This is a genomic window from Paenibacillus sp. FSL H3-0329 (assembly GCF_037963285.1).
Classification (GTDB): domain Bacteria; phylum Bacillota; class Bacilli; order Paenibacillales; family Paenibacillaceae; genus Paenibacillus_AQ; species Paenibacillus_AQ odorifer.
The window spans coordinates 3,239,155-3,265,849 of record NZ_CP150150.1; the positions used below are offsets into that span (position 1 = coordinate 3,239,155).

The 26,695-nt window shown below is 39.7% G+C and carries 25 protein-coding genes; 19 read left to right on the forward strand and 6 right to left on the reverse strand.

From position 1 onward, the window contains the following. The first annotated feature begins 10 nt into the window (after positions 1 to 10). From NSQ66_RS14320 to NSQ66_RS14330, 3 genes are all read left to right on the forward strand, one after another. Positions 11 to 469 carry a DMT family transporter gene (locus NSQ66_RS14320; protein ID WP_036678062.1) on the forward strand — a complete coding sequence of 153 codons (459 nt, stop codon included), beginning with the start codon at positions 11 to 13 and terminating at the stop codon, positions 467 to 469. A gap of 201 nt (positions 470 to 670) precedes the next feature. Beyond that, complete coding sequence (ilvB, locus tag NSQ66_RS14325) at positions 671 to 2,350, forward strand: biosynthetic-type acetolactate synthase large subunit (protein WP_038570837.1); 1,680 nt, start codon at positions 671 to 673, stop codon at positions 2,348 to 2,350. A 32-nt stretch (positions 2,351 to 2,382) separates the two neighbouring features. After that, a complete protein-coding gene (locus tag NSQ66_RS14330) occupies positions 2,383 to 2,700 on the forward strand; it encodes an iron-sulfur cluster biosynthesis family protein (protein ID WP_038570840.1) in 318 nt (105 codons plus the stop codon). A 103-nt stretch (positions 2,701 to 2,803) separates the two neighbouring features. On the opposite strand, the gene NSQ66_RS14335 is transcribed toward NSQ66_RS14330, so the two are convergent. Next, entirely contained in the window at positions 2,804 to 3,412 is a 609-nt protein-coding gene (locus tag NSQ66_RS14335) for a TetR/AcrR family transcriptional regulator (protein WP_038570842.1), read from the reverse strand. A gap of 258 nt (positions 3,413 to 3,670) precedes the next feature. On the opposite strand from NSQ66_RS14335, the gene NSQ66_RS14340 reads away from it, so the two are divergent. The 8 genes from NSQ66_RS14340 to NSQ66_RS14375 all read left to right on the forward strand — a co-directional run bounded on the left by NSQ66_RS14340 (position 3,671) and on the right by NSQ66_RS14375 (position 12,544). After that, positions 3,671 to 4,438, forward strand: a complete 768-nt coding sequence (locus NSQ66_RS14340; protein ID WP_036678050.1) for an SDR family NAD(P)-dependent oxidoreductase — start codon at positions 3,671 to 3,673, stop codon at positions 4,436 to 4,438. 210 nt (positions 4,439 to 4,648) lie between these two features. Next, positions 4,649 to 5,449 (forward strand): GNAT family N-acetyltransferase, encoded by an 801-nt coding sequence (locus NSQ66_RS14345; RefSeq protein WP_076099297.1) that lies wholly within the window; start codon positions 4,649 to 4,651, stop codon positions 5,447 to 5,449. A gap of 35 nt (positions 5,450 to 5,484) precedes the next feature. After that, a complete protein-coding gene (locus NSQ66_RS14350; RefSeq protein ID WP_036678046.1) occupies positions 5,485 to 6,168 on the forward strand; it encodes a response regulator transcription factor in 684 nt (227 codons plus the stop codon). A 1-nt stretch (position 6,169) separates the two neighbouring features. Continuing rightward, the gene (locus NSQ66_RS14355; protein WP_038570849.1) at positions 6,170 to 7,171 is read left to right on the forward strand and encodes a HAMP domain-containing sensor histidine kinase; all 1,002 of its coding nucleotides are present in this window, start codon (positions 6,170 to 6,172) and stop codon (positions 7,169 to 7,171) included. Positions 7,172 to 7,266: 95 nt separating this feature from the next. Beyond that, on the forward strand, positions 7,267 to 7,950 hold the full coding sequence (locus NSQ66_RS14360) for an ABC transporter ATP-binding protein (RefSeq protein WP_076141660.1): 684 nt from the start codon (positions 7,267 to 7,269) through the stop codon (positions 7,948 to 7,950). After that, positions 7,947 to 10,550 carry an ABC transporter permease gene (locus NSQ66_RS14365; protein ID WP_076099296.1) on the forward strand — a complete coding sequence of 868 codons (2,604 nt, stop codon included), beginning with the start codon at positions 7,947 to 7,949 and terminating at the stop codon, positions 10,548 to 10,550. The genes NSQ66_RS14360 and NSQ66_RS14365 overlap by 4 nt, the downstream gene beginning before the upstream one ends. A 144-nt stretch (positions 10,551 to 10,694) precedes the next feature. Next, the gene (locus NSQ66_RS14370) at positions 10,695 to 12,089 is read left to right on the forward strand and encodes a protoporphyrinogen oxidase (protein WP_076099295.1); all 1,395 of its coding nucleotides are present in this window, start codon (positions 10,695 to 10,697) and stop codon (positions 12,087 to 12,089) included. A 188-nt stretch (positions 12,090 to 12,277) separates the two neighbouring features. Beyond that, the gene (locus NSQ66_RS14375) at positions 12,278 to 12,544 is read left to right on the forward strand and encodes a CD3324 family protein (RefSeq protein ID WP_038570858.1); all 267 of its coding nucleotides are present in this window, start codon (positions 12,278 to 12,280) and stop codon (positions 12,542 to 12,544) included. A gap of 70 nt (positions 12,545 to 12,614) precedes the next feature. Here the strand turns inward: NSQ66_RS14375 and NSQ66_RS14380 are convergent, their stop codons facing one another. After that, complete coding sequence (locus NSQ66_RS14380) at positions 12,615 to 13,406, reverse strand: hypothetical protein (protein WP_076099294.1); 792 nt, start codon at positions 13,404 to 13,406, stop codon at positions 12,615 to 12,617. Positions 13,407 to 13,657: 251 nt separating this feature from the next. Further along, positions 13,658 to 14,461: a DUF2935 domain-containing protein gene (locus NSQ66_RS14385; RefSeq protein WP_036678028.1), complete on the reverse strand. Its 804-nt coding sequence runs from the start codon at positions 14,459 to 14,461 to the stop codon at positions 13,658 to 13,660. 404 nt (positions 14,462 to 14,865) lie between these two features. Between NSQ66_RS14385 and NSQ66_RS14390 the strand changes: the two genes are divergently transcribed. Both NSQ66_RS14390 and NSQ66_RS14395 read left to right on the forward strand, forming a co-directional pair. Then, positions 14,866 to 15,417 carry a GNAT family N-acetyltransferase gene (locus NSQ66_RS14390; RefSeq protein ID WP_036678025.1) on the forward strand — a complete coding sequence of 184 codons (552 nt, stop codon included), beginning with the start codon at positions 14,866 to 14,868 and terminating at the stop codon, positions 15,415 to 15,417. Positions 15,418 to 15,437: 20 nt separating this feature from the next. After that, positions 15,438 to 16,277, forward strand: a complete 840-nt coding sequence (locus tag NSQ66_RS14395) for a GNAT family N-acetyltransferase (protein WP_076099293.1) — start codon at positions 15,438 to 15,440, stop codon at positions 16,275 to 16,277. 47 nt (positions 16,278 to 16,324) lie between these two features. Here NSQ66_RS14395 and sleB read toward each other — a convergent pair whose 3' ends face one another. After that, positions 16,325 to 16,918, reverse strand: a complete 594-nt coding sequence (gene sleB, locus NSQ66_RS14400; protein WP_249267732.1) for a spore cortex-lytic enzyme — start codon at positions 16,916 to 16,918, stop codon at positions 16,325 to 16,327. A gap of 223 nt (positions 16,919 to 17,141) precedes the next feature. Between sleB and NSQ66_RS14405 the strand changes: the two genes are divergently transcribed. Then, entirely contained in the window at positions 17,142 to 17,693 is a 552-nt protein-coding gene (locus NSQ66_RS14405; protein ID WP_076099292.1) for a YdhK family protein, read from the forward strand. Between the two features lie 91 nt (positions 17,694 to 17,784). Here NSQ66_RS14405 and NSQ66_RS14410 read toward each other — a convergent pair whose 3' ends face one another. Both NSQ66_RS14410 and NSQ66_RS14415 read right to left on the reverse strand, forming a co-directional pair. Next, the gene (locus tag NSQ66_RS14410) at positions 17,785 to 19,419 is read right to left on the reverse strand and encodes an MDR family MFS transporter (RefSeq protein WP_076099291.1); all 1,635 of its coding nucleotides are present in this window, start codon (positions 19,417 to 19,419) and stop codon (positions 17,785 to 17,787) included. 29 nt (positions 19,420 to 19,448) lie between these two features. Next, positions 19,449 to 19,877, reverse strand: coding sequence for a MarR family transcriptional regulator (locus NSQ66_RS14415; protein WP_036678010.1), 429 nt, complete (start codon positions 19,875 to 19,877; stop codon positions 19,449 to 19,451). 257 nt (positions 19,878 to 20,134) lie between these two features. On the opposite strand from NSQ66_RS14415, the gene NSQ66_RS14420 reads away from it, so the two are divergent. The 5 genes from NSQ66_RS14420 to NSQ66_RS14440 all read left to right on the forward strand — a co-directional run bounded on the left by NSQ66_RS14420 (position 20,135) and on the right by NSQ66_RS14440 (position 26,676). Further along, positions 20,135 to 21,196, forward strand: coding sequence for a MoxR family ATPase (locus NSQ66_RS14420; protein WP_076141657.1), 1,062 nt, complete (start codon positions 20,135 to 20,137; stop codon positions 21,194 to 21,196). Between the two features lie 2 nt (positions 21,197 to 21,198). Further along, positions 21,199 to 22,998 carry a peptidase gene (locus tag NSQ66_RS14425; RefSeq protein WP_076141656.1) on the forward strand — a complete coding sequence of 600 codons (1,800 nt, stop codon included), beginning with the start codon at positions 21,199 to 21,201 and terminating at the stop codon, positions 22,996 to 22,998. A gap of 36 nt (positions 22,999 to 23,034) precedes the next feature. Continuing rightward, positions 23,035 to 23,496: an NUDIX hydrolase gene (locus NSQ66_RS14430; RefSeq protein ID WP_076099361.1), complete on the forward strand. Its 462-nt coding sequence runs from the start codon at positions 23,035 to 23,037 to the stop codon at positions 23,494 to 23,496. Positions 23,497 to 23,568: 72 nt separating this feature from the next. Continuing rightward, complete coding sequence (locus NSQ66_RS14435; RefSeq protein WP_076141655.1) at positions 23,569 to 24,639, forward strand: stalk domain-containing protein; 1,071 nt, start codon at positions 23,569 to 23,571, stop codon at positions 24,637 to 24,639. Between the two features lie 171 nt (positions 24,640 to 24,810). After that, entirely contained in the window at positions 24,811 to 26,676 is a 1,866-nt protein-coding gene (locus tag NSQ66_RS14440) for an acyltransferase family protein (protein ID WP_036678004.1), read from the forward strand. Positions 26,677 to 26,695: the final 19 nt, after the last annotated feature.

Here is a 26,695-nt window from a genome sequence, read left to right on the forward strand (position 1 = left end):
GAATGAAGTTATGATTATAGGTTTGATATTAGCGCTTATCGCGGGCTCACTAGTGAGCCTGCAAAATATATTTAATACGAAGGTTAATGAGAAGGTTGGATCTTGGGCTACAACGACATTAGTGTTAGGCATGGGATTTCTGGCTTCTTTTATCATGAGTCTTATCTTTGAAGGCAACCGTATATTTACTTTGCGAAACATGGAGCCCTGGTATTGGATCAGCGGGTTGATCGGAGTGGGAGTTGTAATCTGTCTCGTGCAAGGGACCAAGCGGCTTGGACCAACCTATGCGATCTCTATCGTGTTAATCTCTCAGCTTGGATTCGCTTTATTGTGGGATTCCCTCGGCTGGTTAGGGCTTGAGAAGGTTCCTTTCACTTGGAAGCAGTTGGTCGGAGTACTTGTGATTGTTGGCGGTATTCTAGTGTTTAAGCTAGGCGGTGCCCGGGAGACTCAAAAGTCGGCTTAAATCAATCCTCTAAATAGAGCTAATAAATTTGTAAGCGTGGACCCATAGGGTTCATGCTTTTTTTTGTTATGAATAACCTATTCTCGGACGCATGACTGTCAAATTAGAAGTGATGGCAGTCACACGAGAGGAGAAGAAAATCGATTTATACTTTGCCAAAGCAGTAAATCTGGAGCATAGAAGGAAAGGAGAAATTATCTAATGTCGGGAGCAGAATTGTTAGTAGACTTGTTATTGAGGAAAGGTATTTCAACGATTTTTGGTTACCCCGGTGGGGCTGTACTGCCTGTATATGATGCATTGTTCGATTGTGAAGGATTAGAGCATATTTTAGTACGGCATGAACAGGCTGCAGTACATGCCGCAGATGGTTACGCGAGAGCGACAGGAAGTGTAGGCGTTACACTCGTAACTAGTGGTCCTGGAGCCACCAATGCTATAACTGGGATAGCGACAGCTTTTATGGACTCCATTCCACTGATTGTACTAACTGGTCAGGTCCCCACGGATATGATTGGATTAGACAGCTTTCAGGAGGTTGATATTTATGGCATGACCATGTCCATCACGAAGCATAATTACATAGTAATGAATAAGAGTGATCTCCCACGCATCATTGATGAAGCTTTTTATTTGGCAACTACAGGACGTCCTGGCCCAGTTCTTATTGATCTGCCTAAAAATGTTATGATGGACACAACTCCAATAATATACGAAATTCCCGAACAACAATCATTTGTTTCTATTCGTGGATATTCAGTTGCTAATCAGTCTAATGGGAATGACTTGGATACGATGGCGGAGAAACTTCGGAATGCTGCCAGACCCTTACTATTGATCGGCGGGGGATGTGTAGCAGGTGAAACCCCTTCCTTATTGCTTAATTTGGCAGAACGCCTCGATCTTCCAGTTGCTTCTACTCTGATGGGTATAGGGGCGTTTCCATCTGATCATCCATTGCACTTAGGAATGGTAGGTATGCATGGAACGGTGGCCGCGAACCGCGCTATACAAGCAGCTGATGTTCTAGTTTGTCTCGGCGTCAGATTTAGTGATCGTGTAACAGGAAAACGCAGAGCGTTCTCTCCTCATTCGTATAAAATCCAAGTGGACATAGATGAAGCTGAATTTGATAAAAATATAGAGATGGATCTAGCTCTTTGTGATTCTATAACAAACGTATTACAGGAAATGCTTAATCGCTTATCAGATAGAAAGATTCCTGAATGGCATGACCAGATCAATAAATGGAGCAGATGTCCAATTCAACCATTTAGAGATCATCATGAATCGAGATTGACACCTCAAGACGTTATTCGGTACGTTGATCATGCAACTGTCTCCGATGCTATTATTTCCACGGATGTAGGACAACATCAAATCTGGACAGCACATCACTATAATTTTAAAAAGCCGCGTACCTTTCTAACCTCTGGAGGATTGGGTACTATGGGTTACGGGTTTCCTGCAGCTATTGGAGCAGCAGTTGCTTTTCCGGAACGGCAGGTTGTATGTATAAGTGGGGATGGAAGCTTTCAAATGAATATGCAGGAAATCATGACAGCTGTAGATTTGCAGCTCAATGTAAAAGTAGTTATTTTGAAAAATGGTTATTTAGGAATGGTGCGTCAGTGGCAGGAACTATTCTTGAACAAAAGATACTCAGCCGTACAGATTAGTTCACCTGACTTTGCCGCACTCGCTAAATCCTTTGGTGCACAAGGTTATCAAGCCAGCACTAAAGAAGAGGCTAAAGCCATAATCCAACATGCTATGAATACCGAAGGTCCTGCTATTATGGAATTTGATGTCATCGAAGAAACAAATGTCTATCCAATTGTCCCGCCTGGGGCAAGCAACGATGAATCGATTGAAGGGTAGTCTAAATTACAAAATAAGGAGTAGAGTATCTTATGCACATAGAACTAAACGCACTAACAGTAGATAAGTTAAAAGAGAACCTTGGGGAACGGCCAGGTGATTTTAAATTGTTCTTCGATACAGAGGGTTGTGGTTGTAATGGCGTGATCGTAATTCAGATCATTAGTGAACCCTATGCTACAGATATTGAAGTTCAGAAAGAGCCTTTTACATTTTTTGTTGATCGTCAACAGGAATCTTTATTTGATGAACAGATGCGACTTGAAGCAGATGCAAATTACCCTACATTTAAATTAAGTAGTGATGCCAGTCTGTTAGGAAATAATATTCGAGTAAAAGATATTCGCTGAGTAGAGCACTGCTACACTAAAAAACCAGAGCATTTGAGATCATCTCTCAATGCTCTGGTTTCTTGAATTTTTGTTTCCGTATTAGCTGCTTGCGTTTCGTTTCTTATCCATTTGATTTTTTCATAAACGCTATATGGTCTATTTTGCTGTTAACCAGTGTAATTAACTGTTCTGCCATATAGCTCGCCGAATATTTGAAATTGACTTCAGCCCAGTGCATAATGACACCTACTGTAGCAGACATTTGGTAACTCAACATAATTTCATAATCCACGGGAGCAGCATCAGCTTCTATCTCAATCCGCATATCCTCACGCATGGATTCCCGTAAACGGTCGAACAGTTCAACAGTCATTTTCCCACGTTCCACAGCGGATAAGGCCAAAAACTCAGCTTTATGCCCCTCAATATATTCGAACAATTGCAAAATGGAAGGGAAAACCTCTGTTGCCTCAATACGATCCAATCCCTCATAAGGGTCTATTAGCGCTTCACCTATGCCCTGTAGAAATTCATCATGTATTTCCTTAAGCAAAGCCTCTTTACTCTCAAAATGCTTATAAAAAGTCCCTCGATTGTAATCCGCTCGATTAGTCACGTCCAATATCGTAACTGAATCATAACTATTTTCCAATATTAGTTCAACGAATGCAGATTTCAGAGCTTGGCGTGTTCTTCTGGTTCTTCTGTCTTCATGCTCTTCCTGTATCAAAAAAAACTACCCCCAGCTATGATCTTTTTATCGTTCATTTATAATTCCTACTTTAAAAGTAACAAAAGATCAGCCAATGTTCAAGATTTAGACATAAGTAAACACAGAGATCAGTTCTGTTGGTTAGGCGACATTGATTAAAATTCTGATTATTGAACAGATTAACTAATGGGGTGTACTCTAGTAATAGAGATAGGTTATCCCATCTCCTAAGACTATAATATATAGCCAATTCATAACAAAGGATGCGAATATACAATGAGTGAATCATATGTAAAAACTGCTGTAATTACTGGAGCTGCAGGAGGAATCGGTAAGGAGCTTGCCCGTCGATTGTCTGATCGTAAACTGAATCTTGTACTTGTCGATCTGAATGAAGAAGCGATAAAAAATGTTATCCAAGATTTAGGCTTAAATGAATCTAACTCTTTAGCTGTAGCTGCGGATGTCTCTAATGAAGAAGACGTTCAGAATTATGTTAATAAAGCGGTAGAAAAATTTGGTGCCATTGATTATTTTGCAAACAATGCCGGAATTGAAGGTCCAGCAGGTCAAATCGAAGAGCTTAACGTCAAAGCACTTGATCTTGTATACAACGTCAATGTACGTGGTGTATTTCTTGGACTACACTATGTAATTCCTGTGATGAAAAAACAAAACTCAGGTGCTATTCTGAACACTTCTTCTCTGGCAGGACTCATGGGCGCACCAGGCATGGCCCCTTACATTATGTCTAAGCATGCTGTAATTGGTCTGACTCGCGTAGCTGCAAATGAGCTTGCACCACTTGGCATTCGTGTTAATGCGGTACTGCCAGGAACGATCAATACACAAATGATGCGTAAAATTGAGAATAATTTCGGAAGTGCAGAAGAATACAAGGCAGCTAACGAAGCTGCAACACCAATGGGTCGCTACGGTGAACCGCAAGAAGTTGCCGCTGTGATGAACTTCCTTCTGTCGGATGAGGCTTCATTCGTAACGGGTTCTCTATATACAGTCGACGGTGGTATGATAGGTCAATAATGCAAGCTGATTTCGGTCATCATGGATACTCCAAATAAAGGATTGGGCCTGTGCGTTAAGCATTGGGTTCAATTCTTTTTTATTTAGGATACCCGGATCGGATTTAATAATAAGCAATCTGTTGAATTATCTTATAGAATATACAAAGGGGAATTATTCTTTTAAGTATTGCTCAGTTATTTAGATAAATTGTTGGCGAGGAGTGTTCATATGCTTGAATTATCTCAACAGGATTTTATTGAAGTGAAACCGTTACTTACAGGTGCTCCTATTCATCCTGAAATTCTCTCCATCATCGAGGGAAATAATCCGGGCTGGATTTTTGTAGATCAACTTGTAACACCGAAAAGCGCGTTGGTATGGAGTAAGGGGATGCAAGGATTTTATATTATAGGCGATCACACCAATGAGATATTTATCAAAAGCTTAGATAGTTATGTATCCAGTCATATTGCACCGAGGATGAAAAAGCTTGGGCTGGAGTATTTTGAAGTCTCAGGTCAACACGATGAATGGAATCTGGCATTGATGTTTCCTTCTAGGAAGCTATATCCTTTTGAACAAATGGTGTTCAAGTTATTCCACAAGCCCGCTGAGTCCCTTAATAATGGGATTAGAACTATAAATCTTAAAATACAGGATTGGGAGAACTTAGATTTAAAGCACATGGAATTTGTACATGAGAATATTGATTTATTCTGGTCATCGAAAAAAGGCTTTAAGGCAACAGGCTATGGATATGCTGCTATTGAGGGAGCTGAGATCATTGGTGTATGTTATTCTAGTTTCGTTACTGTGGATACTCATGCTATCGGAATTGAAACCCTCTCCAAGTATCAGAATAGAGGAGTGGGGACCCATTTAGCGGCTTTAGTAGCGGGAGATATACTTGCAAATGGTTTTACACCTTATTGGGACTGTTCATTAGATAATGAAGCTTCCCAAAAGCTAGCTCTTCGTTTAGGATTTCAGCAAATTCATCAATATAAGTGTAGCGCTTTTTCAATATGACGGTTTCGCAAATTATTAGGTTAGGATGAACATATATGAAAATATTGCTCGTAGAGGACGATAGAACCATTGCGTCAGGACTTGAATATTCCTTGCAGCAGGATCATTTTGAAACTATTTTATGTTATGATGCAACCTCTGCTAGGAGGGTGTTGGCGGAGCAGATATCTGAAGTAACACTTTGCATTTTTGATCTCTCTCTACCGGATGGCAGCGGATATGATCTGTGTAAGATCGTGAAGGAGCGGAGCGATATTCCGGTCATCTTTTTAACTGCGATTGATGATGAGGTCAATGTAGTGATGGGACTTGATATGGGAGCAGACGATTACATAACTAAGCCATTTCGGATTCGTGAGCTGTTATCACGCATTAAATCGGTGTTAAGGAGATATAACAAGCAGGCTCAGACCCCGTCTAATTTTGAACTAGAGAATGTACGGATTAATACGCTAGAAGGAAAAGTGTATAAGAACGGCAATGAAGTTCTGCTAACAGCATTAGAATATCGTCTGCTTCTGATATTTGCTAATCATGTGGGACAAGTCCTTTCCAGAAATCAATTGTTAGAGCGGATTTGGGATGTCGCCGGAGAATTTGTAAATGATAATACATTGTCTGTGTATATTAAACGCTTACGGGAAAAGTTAGAGGATAACCCGCAAGAGCCCACCTTAATCAAAACAGTACGCGGTTTAGGGTATAAGGTTGGTGATTAGGATGTTACGTAACAAAGAATTTAGATGGTTATTACTAACGATGTCTACGATCAGCCTTCTGGCGATTATAGTAACGGCATTTATTTCATCAGGGGCGATGGGGATCACGGCGGTAACTTCAGTTCTGCTTATAGGTTGTTGTTTATTATTTACCCGCTGGAGATACCGCGAAATTGAGAAGCTTTCAGGGTATCTACGTCAAATTAGCAGCGGTAATTATTCGCTCGATGTTCGTGATAATCAGGAAGGCGAGCTTAGTATTCTGAAAAATGATATTTATAAGGTGACGTTGATGTTATCGGAGCAGCGTTTGCTGTTGCAAGAGGATAAAATAAAGCTTACCAATGCGATCTCCGACATCTCCCATCAGCTCAAAACACCACTTACCTCCATGACCGTGATGGCAGATTTATTAAGCGACCCTGAACTGAACGTTGAGAAAAGAATGGAATTTACGCGGAAAATCAGTCTTCAGCTCGATCGGATTGGCTGGCTGGTTTCTTCATTATTAAAGTTCTCAAAGATCGATGCCGGAACCATTCAATTTAAAAAAGATTCAATAAAAGTAAAGAGGCTTGTTCAGAAATCTATGGAGCCCATACTGATTCCAATGGATATTAAGGAGCAACGGATCCAAATCGAAGGAGAAGACGCTACCTCATTCATAGGCGATTACAATTGGACAACTGAGGCGATGATTAATATTCTGAAAAACTGTGTAGAGCATACACCTGCTGGGGGAGTGATCACGATTTCTTTTGCAGAAAACACGCTGTTCACGGAAATTGTCATTACTGATAATGGCAAAGGAATTCCTAAGGCAGAGATCCCCTATATTTTCAAACGATTCTACAAGGGGACAAATGCAAACGAAGACAGCATTGGAATTGGACTTGCCTTGGCGCAAAGTATTATCACTGAACAAAACGGAACGATTGATGTGATGAGTGAAGTAGGGAAGGGTACACAATTTCAGATCAAATTTTACAAGCAAGTGATTTAACACTTATAGCTTAGTGACTAGAATGTCACTTAAGAGTCACTGGAGAGTCATTGTAGACAGATATACTGATCTCATCAACAAATGGAGGTCTAACAATGGATATTTTAAAGATTGAACATCTGTCTAAAACATATGGTAAAGGCGAGACTGCAGTAAAGGCTCTGGATGACGTATCGTTTTCAATTAAAAAAGGTGAATTCGTAGCGATTATCGGACCATCCGGCTCAGGAAAATCAACCATTTTGCATTTATTAGGTGGAGTGGATAGACCGACAAGCGGCAAAGTATTTGTAGATAACACGGATATTTACGATTTGAATGAAGCACAACTGGCGATCTTTAGACGCAGACAAATTGGTCTGATTTATCAGTTCTATAATCTCATACCGGTGTTGACGGTCGAAGAGAATATCACACTACCGTTACTGCTCGATCAGCATAAGGTGGATAAGAAACAGTTTGCGGATACCGTGAAGGCGTTGAATCTGGACAATCGTTTAAAACATCTGCCGAATCAGCTATCAGGCGGACAGCAGCAGCGGGTATCCATAGGCAGAGCGTTAATTAGTAATCCTGCAATTATGCTGGCAGATGAGCCAACTGGTAATCTAGATAGCAAGAATAGTAGTGAAATTATTGAATTATTAAAAATGTTTAATAAAACGTATAATCAAACACTTATTGTTATTACTCACGATGAACGTATTGCCTTGCAAGCAGATCGGGTCATTACTATTGAAGATGGAAGGATCGCTAAAGATGAGGTGATTCGTCCGTGAATATCGTAAACAAATTAACTATAAGACATTTGAAACAGAATAAGCGAAGAACATTGGTTACTATCATTGGAGTCATTATTTCTGTAGCTATGGTAACGGCTGTCGCGACCTTAGGTTTTTCTTTTATGGAATTAATGAAGAAGCAAAGTATCTCGACAAATGGAGAATGGCATGTCCAATATAGAAATGTTACTAAAGCTCAGCTCAAAGCGATAGAAACAGATGATGCGACAAAAGCACTAGTGATCTCCAACGATCGTGGTTACGCCCCTTTAGAGGGTGGGAAGAATGAGAATAAACCTTATTGGTATATCAAGGAATATAATGCAGCTGGTTTTAAACAATTTCCGATTGAACTGCTGGAAGGTAGACTCCCGAAGACAAACCACGAAGTAGTCATTTCTGAGGAGATTGCAAAGAATGCAAAAGTCACTTACAAGATGGGGGAAACTTTAACGCTTGATGTTGGTGAACGTGTCACTAGCGATGGTGAAAATAGTGGCCAACCCCTATCTCAGAATGAACGATTACGGACTGAAGAGGACACCCTGCTTGAAAAGATTATTCATAAAAAAACAATGAACTATACGATTGTGGGAGTGATAAAGCGTCCTACTTGGGAACCAACATGGTCTCCGGGCTATACTGCCTTAAGTTATGTGGATGAAAGCTTGATTGGAGCAGCCGAAAAAACCACAGCGACGGTAGTATTAAACAAGGTGGATAGCTCCATATACAAGCATGCAGAGGAATTGGCAAAAGAAAACAATATCGAGTCGATCTCTTATAATAATAGTCTGCTCCGCTACTATGGTGTGACGAATAACGATGGCTTACGTAACACACTTCTTTCATTGTCAGTGATCATTATGGTTGTGATTATCATTGGTTCCGTTTCATTAATCTATAATGCTTTTGCGATCTCTGTCTCGGAGCGTGCACGTCATTTAGGGATGCTCTCCAGCGTAGGGGCTACAAAGTGGCAGAAGCAGAATTCAGTGTTTTTTGAAGGAATGATTATCGGTTTAATTAGTATCCCCATTGGGATCATTTGCGGAATAGCAGGCATCGGGATCACTTTTATGTTTATCAATTCGATGATTCAAGATGTATTAGGCATAACAGAAAGATTAACGTTGGTTGTTACACCTCTGTCTCTACTAACCGCTTGTTTAGTTTCAATACTGACAATTTTTATATCCACCTATCTTCCAGCCAGAAAGGCTTCAAAGATCTCGGCTATTGATGCGATCAGACAAACAACCGATGTTAGGCTCTCTGGTAAAGCTGTGAAAACATCCAAGTTCGTGCGCAGATTGTTTGGTATTGAAGCAGAAATTGGTTTGAAGAATTTAAAGAGAAATAAACGCAGGTACCAAGCAACCGTGTTCTCACTTGTCATTAGTATCGTTTTGTTTTTATCTGTATCAGCGTTCACTTCTAATATGACAAGGTCGGTAGAACTCTCACAGGATGGGTTGAACTATGATATCCAAGTATTTATGGGGACTGAGGACGCTCAAAAAGTGGATCGGTTGACGAAATCGATATCCAAATTACCTAATATAACGGAATATAATGTGACTAGGGAACTTAGTGTGAGTTCATGGATTGATGAAAAAAATATGGCGAAAGAATTGCAAGAGATTGTGCAGGCGGATAAGAGTGTTCTAAAGAACGGGAAATATCCTTACTACATTCAGATTTATGCACTAAATGAACAGAGTTTGAAAACCTATGCAGAAACGGTCGGCACAAATTATGAACAACTAACGAAGCTTGATCAGATGACTGCTATTGTGAATGATACGGTTACTTTTGAGGATGAGAAAGCCAAAAAAATTGTCGAGACCAAAGCTTTTCACTCTGAAGTCGGCCAAAAGCTTGATCTTTTTTATACGGATTGGGATACAAAAAAAGAGACGGATTTATTACCCGTAAAAATTGCCGCTCTAACTGATAAACGTCCCATGGGTGTACATTCAGCAATGGTTGGTGGAATAAACATCATCGTCTCTGAACAAGTCTTCGATAAACTAACAAATGATACGATGAGTAAAGATATTCAAAGTCGGCTTAACTTGAACAGCACAGACCCATTAGCGACACAACAAGCCATAGAGGAAATGAAAGAGCGGAATATCTATGTTCAAAATGTGTATCAAAATAGACAAAATAGTGAGCAGATGATCATGTTAATGTCTATTTTCACCTATGGTTTTATTGCTTTGATTACTTTAATATCAATTGCGAATATTTTTAATACGATATCAACCAGCATATCCCTTCGTAAAAGAGAGTTCGCAATGCTGAAGTCTGTGGGGATGACACCAAATGGTTTTAATAAAATGATTAATTACGAAAGTGTTTTTTATGGAATAAAGTCACTACTATACGGGCTTCCGATTAGTATCGTTATTATGTACTTGATCTATAGATCAATGATGAGCAGCTTCTCTTATGGATTCACACTTCCGTGGATGAGTATCTTGTGTGTCATAGCGGCTGTATTTATCATCGTTAGCGCAGCCATGTTATATTCAAGCTCAAAAGTGAAAAAAGAGAATATTATTGATGCATTAAAACAGGAAAATATATAATTATTAGCCCATCATTGCCGCGTTTAACGCGGCTTTTTTGTGTCATATCTGACACGTTGGTATGTAAATTCTTATAAATTCCTATGATATAATGTACACAATTGAATTGATACAGATTATAACCACGAGGTAGGTGTCAACGAATTGAGAACAGTTGTCGTGATTGGCGGGGGAATTACTGGATTGTCTACCGCTTACTATTTACAGAAATCTATTGAGCATAACAAGCTAGATGTAAAAATTATTTTGGTTGAAGCCAGCGATAGACTGGGCGGCAAAATCAGAACACTAAAACAAGAAGACTTCATTATGGAGTCTGGGGCAGATTCTATTGTCACTCGCAAAACGAATGTTGCACCTCTGATTGAAGAATTGGGTATACAACATGAGGTCGTATATAACGCGACAGGAATATCCTTTATTTATACGGAAGGTAAGCTGAAGCAAATTCCTAAAGATGCAGTCTTTGGCATTCCACTCAGTATGGAGTCGCTTGCTACAACAGAACTGATCTCAGCTGAAGGAAAGGTTGAAGCACTCAAAGATTTCTACACACCCAATAATAAGTTTACGAAAAACGATTCCGTGGGTGATTTTCTAGAAGCTTTTTTAGGAAAGGAACTTGTCGAGAAGCAAATTTCACCTGTTCTTTCAGGTGTATATTCCGGGAAGTTGAGTGAACTTACAATTGCTTCGACACTGCCTTATTTGATTGATTATAAGAATGAATACGGCAGTATTATTCAGGGTTTATCCGCTAATAAAGCCAAATTTCAAGGAAATGGCGATAAGAAGTTCATGTCATTCAAGGGAGGTGTATCTGCCTTGATCGATTCTATGGAAGAACATCTTTCTAATTCGGAGATCATCAAAGGGATTCGTGCCGAGAGAATTGAGAAACGTGGAGAGCAGTACCGGGTAACTTTGGCAGATGGACGAATCATAGACTCCGATGTTGTCGTACTTGGAACGATGCATTCTACAGCACAAGCGCTACTTCAAGACGAAGAACTAAATGAAGATTTCAATCAGTTATATAATAGTTCAATGATTAGTGTATATTTAGGATTTAATATCCCTGATAGTCAGTTGCCTGCGAATGGCACAGGGTTCATCACTGCCAACAGCGATGATGTTCTATGTAATGCGTGTACGTGGACAAGTCGCAAGTGGGAGCATACGTCAGGACAACAGCGTCTGCTTGTCAGACTCTTTTATAAGAGCTCAAACCCTCATTATGATTCGTTGATCAAGCTATCTGAAGAGGAACTATTGAAGGTGGCTTTGAAAGATATACAGACCAGTCTCGGGATAACAGGACAGCCAGCTACCTATGATGTGACCAAATGGCATGATGTAATGCCAAATTACCATAAACTTCATCATCAAATTGTAGTATCCTTAGAGAAGAAGATGACAGATAGGTATCCTAATGTTATCCTTGCCGGATGCTCTTATTATGGAGTTGGTATTCCGGATTGTATTGCGAATGGAGAAAAGACAGCTGAGCGTATTTTGGAACAAGTAACTATACAATAAAAAGGAGGGTGTACAATCGTGAGAAGATTAGCGATCAGCTCTATGCAAAGTCTAGACTTATAAACAACGGCGGTTGTTTGTATAGAGCGAAAAATTGAGTTTACCGCTAGTGCAGTGTGCATGGGTTGTTTACAGAATAGACTTTGCTACCTTCAAACTCATTAAAAAGTTTAAGGAGCAGAGCGATTATGAAATATGTAAATGCAGATACGATTTTCCCAAAAGAATTATTAGAGGAAATTCAGAAATATATCAACGGTGGTATGGTTTATATCCCTAAGCCTGAAGAATCACATGTAAAATGGGGCGAAAAATCAGGGAGCAGAAAATACTTAAGATCTAGAAATATCGAAATCTGTCTAAGATTTGCTGTTGGTGCAACGGTTGACCAGCTTTCAGATGAATATTGCCTTTCTAGAGATAGTATCAAGAAAATTGTTTATTCAAAAAAATAGCTTATCATCCAAAAAAACCACGTTAGAGGAAACTCTGACGTGGTTTTTGGAATTTGATTATAATTTAATCTTAAATACCATATTTTTTCCGATATTTATTGATCCCATCTACAAACTGTCCTTCATACTTCACGCCTTCATCCATCTTTTTATTTGCGGCATTAATAGCTGTACTAGAAACCTTTGTTTTGTATAGTGCTTCTTTCATCATTGTCATTGCTTCTAATTGCAACTTAATCGCTTTTAAATAGATTTCATGTAACGCCTGCAATTCTGTATTGGGTGCTTTGATCTTTTTCGCCTCTATTACCAACTTAGTGTAATTGGGAATGATCACATTATTAAACGCTGTATAGCGTTGTTTTCTATTGTTACCTGTATCTATTCTGTTCTTTACATATGCCTCAGAGGCAATTTCGTCAAATTTAAAAATCGCTGCTATTTGATTAGAATAGGTTGTGAAATCTATTACTTCTTGTGGCGTTTTCATCTTTTCTTCATAATCTGCCTCAGATAGAACGGTAATAGGGAATCTTTCTTTAGACCAACCAGGAATGTTGAAGACTACTTCTGCAGAACCTTCTTGAACTCCTGTAATAATATAATCTGAGTAACCATCCAATTCAATGGTAAGTATAGATTCATCAGAAACTTCAGGTGTCAATTTTGCATATGTAAGACTGGTCATTTCGGCTAGTAAGCGAACTTTTATTTTTGTGGTTCCACCCACGGGAATAACATCACTAGACAAAGTAATACTCGCTTCGTTGAGCAATTTCTTATCAGCAGCAAACACAGTGGATGGCATTAATAGAGCAATAACCATAGTGCATAGTATCAAATATCGACCAAACCTTTTCATTTTCAATCATCCTTATCTATTGATTTTGTATTTACTGGTAGCAATCCCGCATTCCATAAACTTACTATTCCTCCCTGAGTTTTACTATAAAGTGTTTTTTCTCAAATACCAACTACTTTTTGTGCTTTAAATCTCTATACATCGATTGGGAATGGATTACTGAATTAAATGAAGTCAAATATAAAGATAGATAGGGCGACAACCTGTATTTTTTGATACAAGTTGTCGCCCTATCCATTAAATATGTAATGCTATACGATTTGTTTATTCATATTCAAAGAGGCTTCAAATGCATCAATTATATACAGGAATCGTTCTGCTTCTCGGAATACATGATCCGCAAGTAATGGATGGATGATGCTCTTTATTCGACATTCCTCAATAAGATCTCGTGCCGTTTTCTTAAAGTCACGGAGAGATTTAACTGAGACTTTATTCTCGTCAAGTTGCTGACTGAGCAGGGGTTTGGTTTGGGATTGAGGACGCATGGAGCTAAGATCAATAGCTTGATACAGCAAAACATCAAAGTCATGGCTGAAATTTCTTGCTTGTTCAACAAGTTGACGTTCAGAAGGGTCCAATAAATGACCAATGAATTTAGCATGGTCTGCCATTATACGTAGGAAGAATACATTTTCATTAATAATTGCGTCTGGTAAAGGATCTAACCTACCCTGATTCAGTTCTTCCAGTCGATTTCGAAAATAGTTGGCTTCCCTACTGACATGATCCACTAATAAGGGGAAGTTCGTTCCGCCTGGAAGCTTACATTGTAGAATTAGACCTAGTATTTTTCTTTTGAACGCCCAGATATGTGAAGCTGCACTATGAACTTCCTCATTAAACTTCCGTATTACTGCTGGATCAGAATCCACAGTAAATCCGAGTGATCTATTCTCTATGGCTTCGAAAGTGGCATAGAAATGGTTTGCTTCATTAATTAGTTGCGTGTCTTCACAACGAAACCCTAATTTAAGAAAAAAAGAGTGTTCTTTCATGATTCGTGACCAGAATCGTATTTCATCTAGAGATCTCGAAACAAAAGGATCCGGCATATCTGAGCACACCTCCCATTTTTATACAATTATAATATGCTAGAGGTTTGTACTATATCCGCAGAAGTTAAGGCGAGTCGAGTATATAGAAGTACAGGTACGCTTAACTTAATTATTAAATATAAATGGTGACATTATATAAAAATTAATTCTAATCGAATATGGCATATAACTAGAGCGAGGTCGTAATTATACTGAGAAAAGAAGTAATTATTGAGAAGAAATTGTGGGGGATGTTGGAGATTAAGTTTGTTCCTGAACCATTGAAGATAAAAAGTTATTCTGCCATAATATTTTAACGGAAAGTACTTACAGAGTATACAAAAGATAATTATACAGAATGTTATTTGAGTGATCTCCATTAATATATTCAAAAATTCGATAGAAGGTAGGAAGGTAACGATATGAATATCACAATCACCTTAACTGATAGTGCCTCAAAGTTTATTATTAACAACCTCTACCCACTATACTTACACGATCTATCAGAAATATGGGGGACGATTCCTAATCAATACGGGGTATTCGAGGAGGACGAGACACAGACACTGAAGGAACAGAATAAAGTCTTCGACATTTGGTGGGAGAAAGCTGGCGTTTTGTATCCTTATTTAATAAAAGAAAATGATATTCCAGTAGGATTTGCATTAGTTGCTACACCGCCTTACACACCGTCTGCTTGTGAATTCTATTTGAATGAATTTTTTATTCTACGGCCCTTCCGTGGTAAGGGAATTGCTGAATATGCAGCTAAGGAAGTCTTTAAGCTTCATTTGGGTAACTGGGAGTTGCAAACAAATCCCACGGGCACAAATGGGAGAGCACAGCATTTTTGGAGGAAAACTTTAAAAGAATACACTGGTGATAGTTATTTAGAGGAATGCGGGAAGTCATATGATGATGAATTAAAGATGATTTTTACATTTAGTAACCAATCAAAATTATCGAATCCATAAAAGGGGATTATTTCGAAGTTATGTTTAAGAATTCATTCCTAAAAGCGAAAGCTTATAAGTACAGTTCTTTGCAATATTTGGATGTTGAAGAGCTGGAACTACAGGCGCCTGAGGATATTCTTATTGATGAACCTGGTGTGTTTATATTATGTAAATCGGTTGATGAGGGTCATAATATTCACTGGGCTGCCGAGTCTACAGAATTATTTAGGTCTGCACTAATAGATCTGACCAGTAAGTTTATTCAATTACCTGTGGGTGGAACTCATAGAATGTATATCGAATTTATACATCCAGATCTCATGCCAGTTATGGAGTCTTTGGGGTTCAAGATAGTTAGTCAGTTTATTGATTTCTGGAATGAGGATATCTCAAAGAAGATCACCGATCAAGCAGAATCACCATTCATAAGAAACATTGAGCCTAAAGACTATTTACAGGTTAGTATGATCACCAAAGCATGTATAAATCTTTCAAGAGGTTTCTATGGTGAAGAGTTGGATTTCATACAAACATGGAATGAATCGGATCATTCTTGTATTCTTGTAGCAGAATTGAATAAAAGCATTGTTGGAGTATGTTTATTGAACATCTACGGATTTGAAAATGAAAAGGGACCTGTGTTATGGCTTAGAGAATTAGCTGTAGATCCGAAATATCATAACCAAGGTATCGGACATAAGTTAGCTGTTGAAGGTATACGCTGGGGGAATAACAACGGCGCTAAGCGGAGTTTTCTAGCAGCAGATAAAGAAAATCGAAATGCGATCAGAATCTATAATGAATTGGGGTATAACCATAAGGACGAAGTAGGGCAGATTAATATGGCTTTAGTGCTTGGAATTGAAGAGCCGATCTAACTATCATAGTTAGATCGGCTTTTGTTGCTCTAAGCTATTTGATGCGTTTATCTTGCAAATATATGCTTACCAATTTTTAAGTTTTGCGGACGTGACCAGATCCATGCACTTGTTGCTGTATCCGGATTGAAATAATAGATTGAATGGTTTGTGGGGTCCCAACCCCGAACAGCATCAAGAGCAGCTAAATAAGCTGTCTGATTTGGTGTAAGCCAATACTGACCGTCAGATACGGCTGTGAAAGCTCCTTTTTGGAATACAACTTCTTTAATATTATTTGGAAATTGACTTGATTGTATACGATTCATGACTACTGCACCCACTGCAACTTGTCCAACATAAGGCTCACCGCGAGACTCACTGTAGATAACTTTAGCCAAAATATCCATTTCATTAATATTAAGCGTGTGTTTTTTTAAAATATTCCAAGTTTTTGTCCCCGAAATTCCATCAGCGCTTATTCCATAGGCCTTTTGAAATTTAGCAACCGCTGCTTTCGTTTGTGATCCGTATACCCCATCTAAGGGCTCAGTATAGAAATCAAGGGTTTTTAATCTATATTGTAGATCCCATACATCTCCTGAAGAACTTCCTATGGTTAATACCGGAGCTGCATTAGCAGAACCAATCATAGTAGCCATGCTCACCAGACCCCAAAGAAGCAACAAAGTGAATATTTTAGTCTTCATTATAGTAGCCTCCTTTCAGAAAACATTATAAATATAGTTTAATCATTGAGACAACACTCATTTAATGGAAAATAAATTACTGTTTTACAAACTGTAAATCCTTAGTTCAGTTTGTGATTTTCTGAAATGGGTAAAATAATACTTATAGGCAGATAAAATTTCGGAGGTCTTTTATATGAAAAAGCAATTATTTCTACTAGTCGTCGCAGCTGCTTTCAGCTTAAGTGCTTGTAGTAATGACAATAGCTATGGCAATCAAATGTCTTCTAACGATACACAAATGGAACATAACTCACATTCAAGTTCAGGTGAAGTTCCAAAAGATCTGCGGGTAGCGGAGAACCCTACTTACAAAGTAGGAAGTGAAGCTGTGATCCAAACTGACCATATGGAAGGGATGAAGGGAGCCATTGCGACAATTGTGGGAGCTTATGAGACGACAGCATATAATGTTTCCTATAGACCTACTACAGGAGGTCAACCGGTCACAAATCATAAGTGGATTATTCATGAAGAAATAAAAGAAGCAGATGATATATCCTATCAACCAGGCTCAGAGGTTATTATGGAATCTGATCATATGAAGGATATGAAGGGTGCAACGGCTCAGATTAACTCCGCAGAAAAAACCATTGTCTACATGATTAATTACAAACCTACTACAGGTGGAGATGAAGTGAAAAATCATAAGTGGGTAACAGAAGATGAGCTTTCACCTGTAAAATAATAGATCAACACAATAACTGCAACTTACTCAGTTACGCATGAGTACGTTGCAGTTTTTGTTGTTTTATAGTCAGCTTCAAAGTAATTTGCGGTTAGGCTTTATCCACTGCAAGTTTTGAAGATTTCATGTTTGACGGGTCCTGTTCAGCTTCTTCAGGAACTGGCATTTGGTTAGAAGTACGAAGTGGAAGCTCCTTCAGGAAGAAGACAAGCACGAAAGCTACAACAAGCACAATGGTCCCGGTTAAGAACACGGATGACAATGTCTGTCCTAAAGCGTCACGGATACCCTCAATCATTTGTAAGAAGATAGGCTGTACATCGGTTGGCAGACTAGCTTGAGTCTGTTCAAGCAATGGTTTGTTCATTAATGCCTGTGGATTAGCGAAGGAGAGCATTTGCTCAGCAAGTTTTGGATCTATCTGTGTGAAATCCGGTGCTGATGACGATTGCAGAGCTTCCTTCAAGTTTTTGGTAAGACTATTTGACATAACGGTACCCATGACTGCGATACCGATCGTACCGCCTAAATTACGGAATAATTGTGAGGAGGCCGTTACTACACCCAGTTCTGTGTGTGAAACCGCATTTTGAGTAGCTAGTGAGAATACTGGCATTCCCAATCCTAACCCAAGACCAAACACAATCATACTTAGGACAGCCATCGGTACATTATTCATAAATACCATAATTGTCATACCAGCAATCATAATGGGTATTCCAATTAATGCGTAACGTTTATACTTCCCTTTTTTCGCCATCTTTTGTCCGGTAAGGGCACTGGCTACAACCATAACGATCGACATTGGCATAGTAACATACCCTGCATATGTCGCGGAGATCCCCAGAACACCTTGTACGAAGAAGGAAAGATAGATCATAGCTCCCATCATACCGAAGTTCATAATAAAACCAATAATATTAGATATGGTAACTACGCTATTCTTAAATAGATGAAGCGGAAGAATTGGATTTTTAGCTTTGGATTCGACCAAAATAAAGAGAAGTGCCGAAACGACCGTTCCCGCCAACAGGCCGAGAATTTGCGAAGAACCCCAATCATATTCTGTACCTGCCCAGGTGAAGGCAAGCAGTAGAGGCACGATGGTAGTTGTCATTAGCAAGGAACCTAAATAGTCGATGCTGGTTGACTCCCCGCGTTTGCCTTTAGGAAATAAGGTAAGAATCATCACGAAGGCTACTACACCAAGCGGTAGGAAGATCCAGAACAGCCAATGCCAATCCATATTGTCAATCAAAAAGCCTCCAAGCGTTGGTCCAAGCACACTGGAGAAGCCGAATACTGCCATCATCAACCCCATCCATTTACCACGTTCACGCGGAGGGAATAAGTCACCTACGGCAGTAAATGCGGTGGATTGAATAATACCTGCACCTACCCCTTGAATCCCACGGTAAATGATAAATTGATAAACATCGGAAGATGTACCTGTCAGAAAAGCCCCAACCATAAATAAGAGAATACCTGCTAATAGAAAGGGTTTACGTCCGAACATATCAGATAACTTACCGACAAGAACGGTTGCTATTGTTGATGTTAATAAATAAATGTTAATAGTCCAAGTATAGTAATCCATGCCATCAAGAATTGCGATTATACGCGGCATAGCAGTACTTGTAATTGTCTGATTAATCGCTGCGAACAGCATTGCAGCCATTATTGCTATCATAATACTAAGTTTTCGTTTGCTGGATAAATGTTCCATTTGATTGTTTCCCCGCCACTTTTTAAATTTTATCTCTTGTCTAAATCAGAAATTATTACTGCGAAAATTCTTCTTAAATGCTCAATATCCTCATCGGGCAGTATCTTAAAGTAAGATTCCATAAGTTCTTGATGGCGTTCCTGCACCTCTTTAATCGTTGCTTCTCCTTTCTGCGTAATGGTGATGTGGACAACCCTTCGATCATCTTTGGCGCGTTCCTTATTTACGTAATCTTCAGCGATTAATTGGTCTGTTACGCCTGTAATTGCTGCTGAGGTAATACCCAGAGCTGCAGCAATCTGTGATACGTTTTGTGGACCGTTCTTAGATAAAGTCCTGAGGGTTTTGAACTGTGTAATATTTAAGGGGTAGTCTTGTTTGTTCCAATCTTGGGAGATTCCTTTTAAAAAGGATTTGAACATAGTAGAAATCTGAAGAAAATCTTCATTATTAGCCAAATCACGCCTCCTAAAGTTATGAAATAGGGCGGAATAAGTAATTCCATTAAATTTTAGATAACAACTAAATGATTAACTACTTAATTATTAAAGCGTGAAACAATATATCATCCTTTTTTATATCTCGTCAAGAAAAGGTTTGTTTTTTTCGAATGAAATAGAGTGTTGTTGTTGAAGTTCGTTCCTGAGCTAATGAATTATTTGTTATACTGTGTACAGTTATCTTTATTATTATTTCATTAAAAAGGAGCATTTATTTGAATCTAGCAACTCCTGTAACACCTATTCAACTTATGCAAGTACTTCTAAACGTTTCTGTGATTCGCCCTGTTTTTATCTGGGGGGCGCCTGGTATTGGGAAATCTTCGCTAGTAGAAGCTTTTGCTGATCAGGTGGGCCTTCCTTGTGTGTCACTATTAGGTTCTCAATTAGCACCTGAAGACATCATTGGAGTCCCGCAAATCGTTAACGGTAAGAGCCAATTCTGTCCTCCAAAAATGATTGCTCGGGATGAACCATATTGTTTGTTCCTGGACGAGCTTAATGCCTGTTCTCAAGAGGTGCAAAAAGCTTTTTATAGTCTCATCCACGAACGCCGCATCGGCGATTATCACCTACCTGAGGGCTCTATAGTAATAGGAGCTGGTAACCGTGCACAAGATAGTGCAATTGTTAAACCTATGTCCTCCGCGCTTATCAATCGGATGTTCCATATACAGTTAAATGTATCGTTTCAGAATTGGATCTCTTGGGCATATGAGCATAGCATTCATCCCATGGTTATTGAATATCTGGAATTGCGTCCCGATCATTTGTGGAGTGCACCTCCAAAGACTGAAGAGCCTTTCTCCACGCCACGCTCTTGGCATATGCTTAGTGATGCACTACATGAGTTTGGCGATGATATAAATGTGGATACCGTGGGGATTTTAGCGAATGGTTCACTGACACCTTCTCACGCCACACAATTCAGGGCTTTTTATAAAAATCTAACTGGAAAATATGAACTTAATCAAATTATAGATGGTAAATCCACATTTCCAACGGCTCCAGAAGATCGGGATCTCCTGTATTTCCTGGCGCAATCCTTGCGTGCCCAGATTATCAAAGAACTCCCTCCGATTAAAGATAACGTACGAGATGGACATCGCCAATTTGCACACACTGTTAAAAAGCTGATTAAAGACTTGTCCGTCATTAGCTTCGAAATTGCACAGCTAGTAGTTGCTAAGCAGGAGCAAAGTGATAATATTCCAGATTGGTTAATGGTTGAAATTGTACGTGATTTACCACGTCTTGCAATAAAAGAGCGGGGGTAAATATGGCTAAAAAAACAACTCCAGATAATCCCGCTTTGAAAAATTTTAATGAAGCATGTTCGTTAATCGCGGATCATCCTATTTTTGCGCCGTTATCTGTTCGAGCTTCGATTATCCATAATGAAAATAGTCCCTATCCTGAAGACGGCTGGGCAATTGTCACTAATAACGGTTATATTTACACTCATCCTAAACGGCGTGGCGAGGTTGCTGAATGGATGTACGTTTTGGCACATTGTTTTCTTCATTTAGGTCTTGGACATTTAAAGATTAAAGAGAATCAAGTGGCGTGGAACGTTGCATGTGATGTGTACATAGCAAAGTTTTTAAATGACTTGAAGTTTGGGGAAATACCCGCAGATATGGAGTCGCGAATTGATCTTACAATTAAAGATGAACAACAGCTTTACGAGCAATTTATGATAAAAGGAATTCCGGACAACTCCAGATATTTTGGGACTGCGGGTGTTTCAAAGCCGGACATGAATGTTCGAGAAACCACCAAAAGATACTGGGGAAAAGCGCCGGATTGGGAAGCCTATTTTGCTTATGGGTTATCTAATGCTGTGACGAATGCAGTAAGTGTTGCTGGAGGACATGCTAATACTATTAGTGACCCTGCACTTTCATTAACAGCTCCACAACGGGCAAAACGATGGTTTATGGACAGATATCCTTTATTAGGAGCGCTTGCCGCCGGCTTTGAGATTATAGAAGATCCAGCGATATGTCGGCGATTAGATATTTCCATAGCTGCCATTGACGTTATTGATCGCAAAATATTCATGAACCCTGCAGCTGGACTAAACGATGAGGAGTGTATTTTCGTGATGGCGCATGAGCTTCTGCATGCGGGGCTTCAGCATCACGAGCGATGTCTTGGCCGGGATCATTATCTTTGGAATGTGGCTTGTGACTACGTTATAAATTTATGGCTAGTGGAAATGAGTGTAGGGGAGTATCCGCGAATTGGACTCTTATTAGATCCTGAGCTTAAAGGTTTATCTGCTGAAACGATTTATGATCGTATGGTCGGAGATATCCGCACTTATAAGAAACTGGCAACCTTGAGAGGGAATGGACTCGGTGACATTTTAGATAACGGTTCATCAAGTTTTTGGGATGCGAGAGAAGGACAGACGTTAGATGATTTCTGTAAAAATGCTATGCAACAGGGACTTATGTATCATGAAGAGCAAAGTCGCGGTCTTTTGCCATCAGGCCTAGTTGAAGAGATTAGAGCGCTGGGCCAGCCACCTATTAAATGGGATGTAGAGCTTGCTCGGTGGTTTGATTATTATTTTTCACCGCTTGAGAAGACCAGATCTTATTCACGAATTAGCAGACGTCAATCTTCTACGCCTGATATCCCTCGACCACAGTGGGTTCATAGCGGTGCTGCAGATGATGGCCGTACTTTTGGCGTTATTTTAGATACCTCAGGCTCAATGGATAAAAAACTTCTGGCCAAAGCATTAGGGGCCATTTCAAGTTATGCGCAGGCTCGTGATGTTCCTTTTGCACGGATTATCTTTTGTGATGCTTGTCCTTATGATGCAGGTTACATGCCCCCCGAGGCTATCGCGGATCGGGTACAAGTGAAGGGAAGAGGGGGAACGATCTTACAACCAGCTATTGATTTGATTCAACAAGCTGAGGATTTCCCGAAAAAAGGACCGCTTCTAATTATTACAGATGGTTATTGTGACAAGCTGATCCTTAAAAGAGACCATGCTTATATTTTGCCCAAGGGTAATGACTTGCCTTTCTCACCCAAAGGACCTGTATTCAGAATTAATTAGGGCTTAGAATAAATTTAGAGCGAGGTAACAATGGATATGAATCCCCCCAAACATATTCTTTCAGCAGCTACAGTTGTATTCAATGATCAAGAAGAAATCTTATTAATAAAAGGTCCACGTAGAGGCTGGGAGATGCCAGGCGGACAGGTTGAAGAGGAGGAGTCCCTTATAGAAGCAGCAATCAGGGAAGCCAAAGAAGAATCGGGCATTGATATAGAGATTAATAAGTTCTGCGGAGTTTTTCAAAATGTTAATCGATCTATTTGTACTAACCTATTTCTAGGGAAAGCCATCGGCGGCGAACCTGCTACTAGTTCCGAGAGCTTAGAAGTTGGTTTTTTCTCGATAGAACAAGCATTGGAAATGGTCACATGGAAAAACCTCAGACTGCGGCTAGAGTATTGTCTAAATGATGAGGTACAGCCTTTTTACGTAGAGTTACGGGGTACAGAAGTTGAAGAAATTATATTTAAATTAGAAAACCAGCAAACTTTTTAGAGGTCCTCCTGCGTCCTAGCTAATGAGTGTCATCGGAAGGCACTTATAAATAGAGATGGAGGATGACGAGATATGAACAAAAGAACAAAAAATCTATTTAAAATGAGTGCAGTTGGATGTGTAGCCATTATGGGAGTGAGTGCAGCTTCTTTACCGGTTCATGCTATGGTTCCCACACAAGTAACAGCTAATGTTTCTGCGGCTTTACCGTCCAAGGCACCAGCTCTTGCTGGCATTAAAGTGCAAGAAAAAGTACTTAACACAACAAGTAAATACCTGATTGCAGATTTAAAAGTACCACAGCTAACAGGAATGCTGGATACTCATTATCAAGATGAACTGAACGATATTATCCTCTCTCATGCTGAAAAGGATCTGGCACAGTGGGAGAAAGACGCCGCAGAAATGGGCAAAAAAGCACAGGCTGATCAAATGGAATTTCATCCTTATACTCTTTACATTACTTATGATCTGAAATCAGATGGAACAGGTTCTCCAGCAGGCGTTATCTCCTTGACTGTTACTACTGAAGGCTCTGAAGGTGGAACAAGCATGCCGCGGATCGATACTTATAATGTGAAAAATATAGCTGAGGCAGAACCTGTTACACTAACGGATCTACTGGGAGCTAACTACAAAGAGAAGCTCGATGCAGACATTCTGGCAGAAATTAAAAAGGATTCAGATAAGTATTTCTTAGAAGAGTACACAGGAACTTCAACTGAGCAGTCGTTCTATATCGATAAAGGTAACTTAGTAATCGTATTCCCTAAATACAGCATTGCACCAGGTTATGTAGGTTCACCAGAGTTTCGGTTCAGCTTAAATCATAGTTCAACGGATACAACTAAGCTAGATTTGAAAAAAGTAGCTACTTTCACGAATAAGAAAGGCGTGCGCATGGTATCGCTTCGTGATGTGGCCAGTCAACTAAACTATGAATTGAAATGGAATCAGTCTACCAAAACCGCTGAATTGATGAAAGGTGCACAGTGGACAAGTGTTACGCTTAACAAAGATTCATACTTCTTCGCAAAAACGACTCCTAAAGCTTTAGGTGCTGCCCCTGTTCTGCAAGATAACAAAACCTATGTACCTGTTCAATTCGTATCAGAAATTCTACAGGTTGAAGTTCAGAAATAACCTTTTAGAAGTTTGTGAAAGTAGTTAGATTTTTTAAAAACATCCCGCAGGGTAATTCTTGCGCGGGTGTTTTTTTACTTTTGATAACAGAATAACCAGTTAAAAGAACTTTTTGTGCTACTCCTGCGTCCTGCCTATGAACAACAAATTAAGGGTAAGGACTGAAACAGAATGAATGACAACAAGCGTTATATGCCTGGAATTGATGGACTAAGAGCTTTTTCTGTCCTCGCTGTCATAGCCTATCATTTGAATTTGAAATGGGCTGGGGGTGGACTGCTGGGAGTGGGAATCTTTTTTGTGATCTCGGGTTATCTCATCACAGACCAAATCATTAACCAATGGGAGCGTCATCGAAGATTGGACCTTCTGGACTTTTGGATACGTAGAGCACGGAGGTTGCTGCCGGCGACGATAGTCATGCTGATCGTTGTCACCTTATGGCTCTTAATCATAGATCCCACGAGATTAAATGGGCTGACAGGAGATTTCATGTCATCACTATTTTACGTTAATAACTGGTGGTTAATATTTCATGATGTTTCGTACTTCGAAAGCTTTGGACCTCCTTCACCGATCGGACATTTATGGTCACTTTCTATTGAAGAACAGTTTTATATTCTATGGCCGCTGCTGCTCGTATTAGGACTAAAGATCATACCTCGTCGAGGTAAACTTACTGCCTGGATTCTGGCTTGTGCTGCTGTCTCAGCTTTAGCCATGGCTATGTTCTATGTACCGGGCACAGATCCAAGCAGGGTCTATTATGGAACAGATACTCGCATATTTGCACTTCTAGTTGGAGCGGCGCTTGCCGTTGCATGGCCTAGTCAGAAACTTAAAAATACAGTCACAGAAAGATCTCGTTATATGTTTGATATCATTGGTGCTCTGGGACTGCTGGTATTAATGGTGCTAGTTTACCGGATTAACGAATTTGATGAATCACTATATCGTGGTGGATTTTTGATCATCTCTATCATTACTGCAGTAGTGATTGCCGTGCTTGCTCATCCTGCCAGTTCTCTTGGCCGGAAAATAGGCTGCAAACCTTTGCGATGGATAGGTGTACGTTCATATAGCTTATACCTTTGGCATTATCCCGTAATTATTCTTACCAGCCCTAATGGGAATCCAGATGAGAGCGGCGTGCTTCGTATGATCCTTCAGTTAGCAGGAAGTTTTCTACTGGCAGCCTTATCATACAAATATGTGGAGGAGCCGCTCCGGCGGGGATCATTAAGAAACATTTGGAACCATTGGAGTGCGAAACAACGCCGCAGCTACCGCCCAGTCTTTCTTATGACCATGATCTTTTTGATTCTTATTCCGATTGCCTGCAATGGATATTTATCCAATGCTGAATCTGACACGCCTACAATCGAAGTTGCAGATAAGCAGAATGTACAGCAAGAAGGAACAGCGCAAGATCCAATAGATCACAACTCATTGGCACCACCCGTAGAAAAAGATACGACGGATGTTGAGAAGCAAAAACCTGACACTGAAGAGAAACAAGCTGAACCAGAAAGAAACATAGCGGTAACCGAAAAAAATCAAACCGGAAAGAATATTACGGCCATTGGCGATTCTGTCATTTTGGATGCGGCACCATTTTTGGTAGAAAGTCTCCCTGGTATTGTTATCGATGGAAAGGTCGGCAGACAGATGCTGCAGGCACAGGAGGTGGTCGATCAGCTTAGAGCACAAGGACGGTTAGGGAAGCGGATGATCATAGAGCTGGGGACGAATGGAGCTTTTAACTCCAAGCAATTACGTAAACTATTAAACTCGTTAAGCGATGCGGAGCAGATTATTTTGGTCAATACACGTGTGCCGAGAAAGTGGGAGCAGACTGTGAATTCCACCCTTTCAAAAGTTTCCAGTGAATTCAGGAATACGACCATAGTAGACTGGTACTCAGCTAGTGAAGGAAAAGACGACTACTTCTACAAAGATGGTGTTCATCTGAAACGTGAGGGTGCCAAGTATTATGCATCAATTCTAATTAAAGCTTTGGAAAAAGAAAATAAATAATTTATTTGGAATCTCCAAA

Excerpts from the sequence above, each read along its gene's own strand:
- NSQ66_RS14320 (WP_036678062.1), top strand. The coding sequence starts at position 11 with ATGATTATAGGTTTGATATTAGCGCTTATCGCGGGCTCACTAGTGAGC.
- ilvB (WP_038570837.1), top strand. The coding sequence starts at position 671 with ATGTCGGGAGCAGAATTGTTAGTAGACTTGTTATTGAGGAAAGGTATT.
- NSQ66_RS14330 (WP_038570840.1), top strand. The coding sequence starts at position 2,383 with ATGCACATAGAACTAAACGCACTAACAGTAGATAAGTTAAAAGAGAAC.
- NSQ66_RS14340 (WP_036678050.1), top strand. The coding sequence starts at position 3,671 with ATGAGTGAATCATATGTAAAAACTGCTGTAATTACTGGAGCTGCAGGA.
- NSQ66_RS14345 (WP_076099297.1), top strand. The coding sequence starts at position 4,649 with ATGCTTGAATTATCTCAACAGGATTTTATTGAAGTGAAACCGTTACTT.
- NSQ66_RS14350 (WP_036678046.1), top strand. The coding sequence starts at position 5,485 with ATGAAAATATTGCTCGTAGAGGACGATAGAACCATTGCGTCAGGACTT.
- NSQ66_RS14355 (WP_038570849.1), top strand. The coding sequence starts at position 6,170 with ATGTTACGTAACAAAGAATTTAGATGGTTATTACTAACGATGTCTACG.
- NSQ66_RS14360 (WP_076141660.1), top strand. The coding sequence starts at position 7,267 with ATGGATATTTTAAAGATTGAACATCTGTCTAAAACATATGGTAAAGGC.
- NSQ66_RS14375 (WP_038570858.1), top strand. The coding sequence starts at position 12,278 with ATGAAATATGTAAATGCAGATACGATTTTCCCAAAAGAATTATTAGAG.
- NSQ66_RS14380 (WP_076099294.1), bottom strand. The coding sequence starts at position 13,406 with ATGAAAAGGTTTGGTCGATATTTGATACTATGCACTATGGTTATTGCT.
- NSQ66_RS14385 (WP_036678028.1), bottom strand. The coding sequence starts at position 14,461 with ATGCCGGATCCTTTTGTTTCGAGATCTCTAGATGAAATACGATTCTGG.
- NSQ66_RS14390 (WP_036678025.1), top strand. The coding sequence starts at position 14,866 with ATGAATATCACAATCACCTTAACTGATAGTGCCTCAAAGTTTATTATT.
- NSQ66_RS14395 (WP_076099293.1), top strand. The coding sequence starts at position 15,438 with ATGTTTAAGAATTCATTCCTAAAAGCGAAAGCTTATAAGTACAGTTCT.
- sleB (WP_249267732.1), bottom strand. The coding sequence starts at position 16,918 with ATGGCTACTATGATTGGTTCTGCTAATGCAGCTCCGGTATTAACCATA.
- NSQ66_RS14405 (WP_076099292.1), top strand. The coding sequence starts at position 17,142 with ATGAAAAAGCAATTATTTCTACTAGTCGTCGCAGCTGCTTTCAGCTTA.
- NSQ66_RS14410 (WP_076099291.1), bottom strand. The coding sequence starts at position 19,419 with ATGGAACATTTATCCAGCAAACGAAAACTTAGTATTATGATAGCAATA.
- NSQ66_RS14425 (WP_076141656.1), top strand. The coding sequence starts at position 21,199 with ATGGCTAAAAAAACAACTCCAGATAATCCCGCTTTGAAAAATTTTAAT.
- NSQ66_RS14430 (WP_076099361.1), top strand. The coding sequence starts at position 23,035 with ATGAATCCCCCCAAACATATTCTTTCAGCAGCTACAGTTGTATTCAAT.
- NSQ66_RS14435 (WP_076141655.1), top strand. The coding sequence starts at position 23,569 with ATGAACAAAAGAACAAAAAATCTATTTAAAATGAGTGCAGTTGGATGT.
- NSQ66_RS14440 (WP_036678004.1), top strand. The coding sequence starts at position 24,811 with ATGAATGACAACAAGCGTTATATGCCTGGAATTGATGGACTAAGAGCT.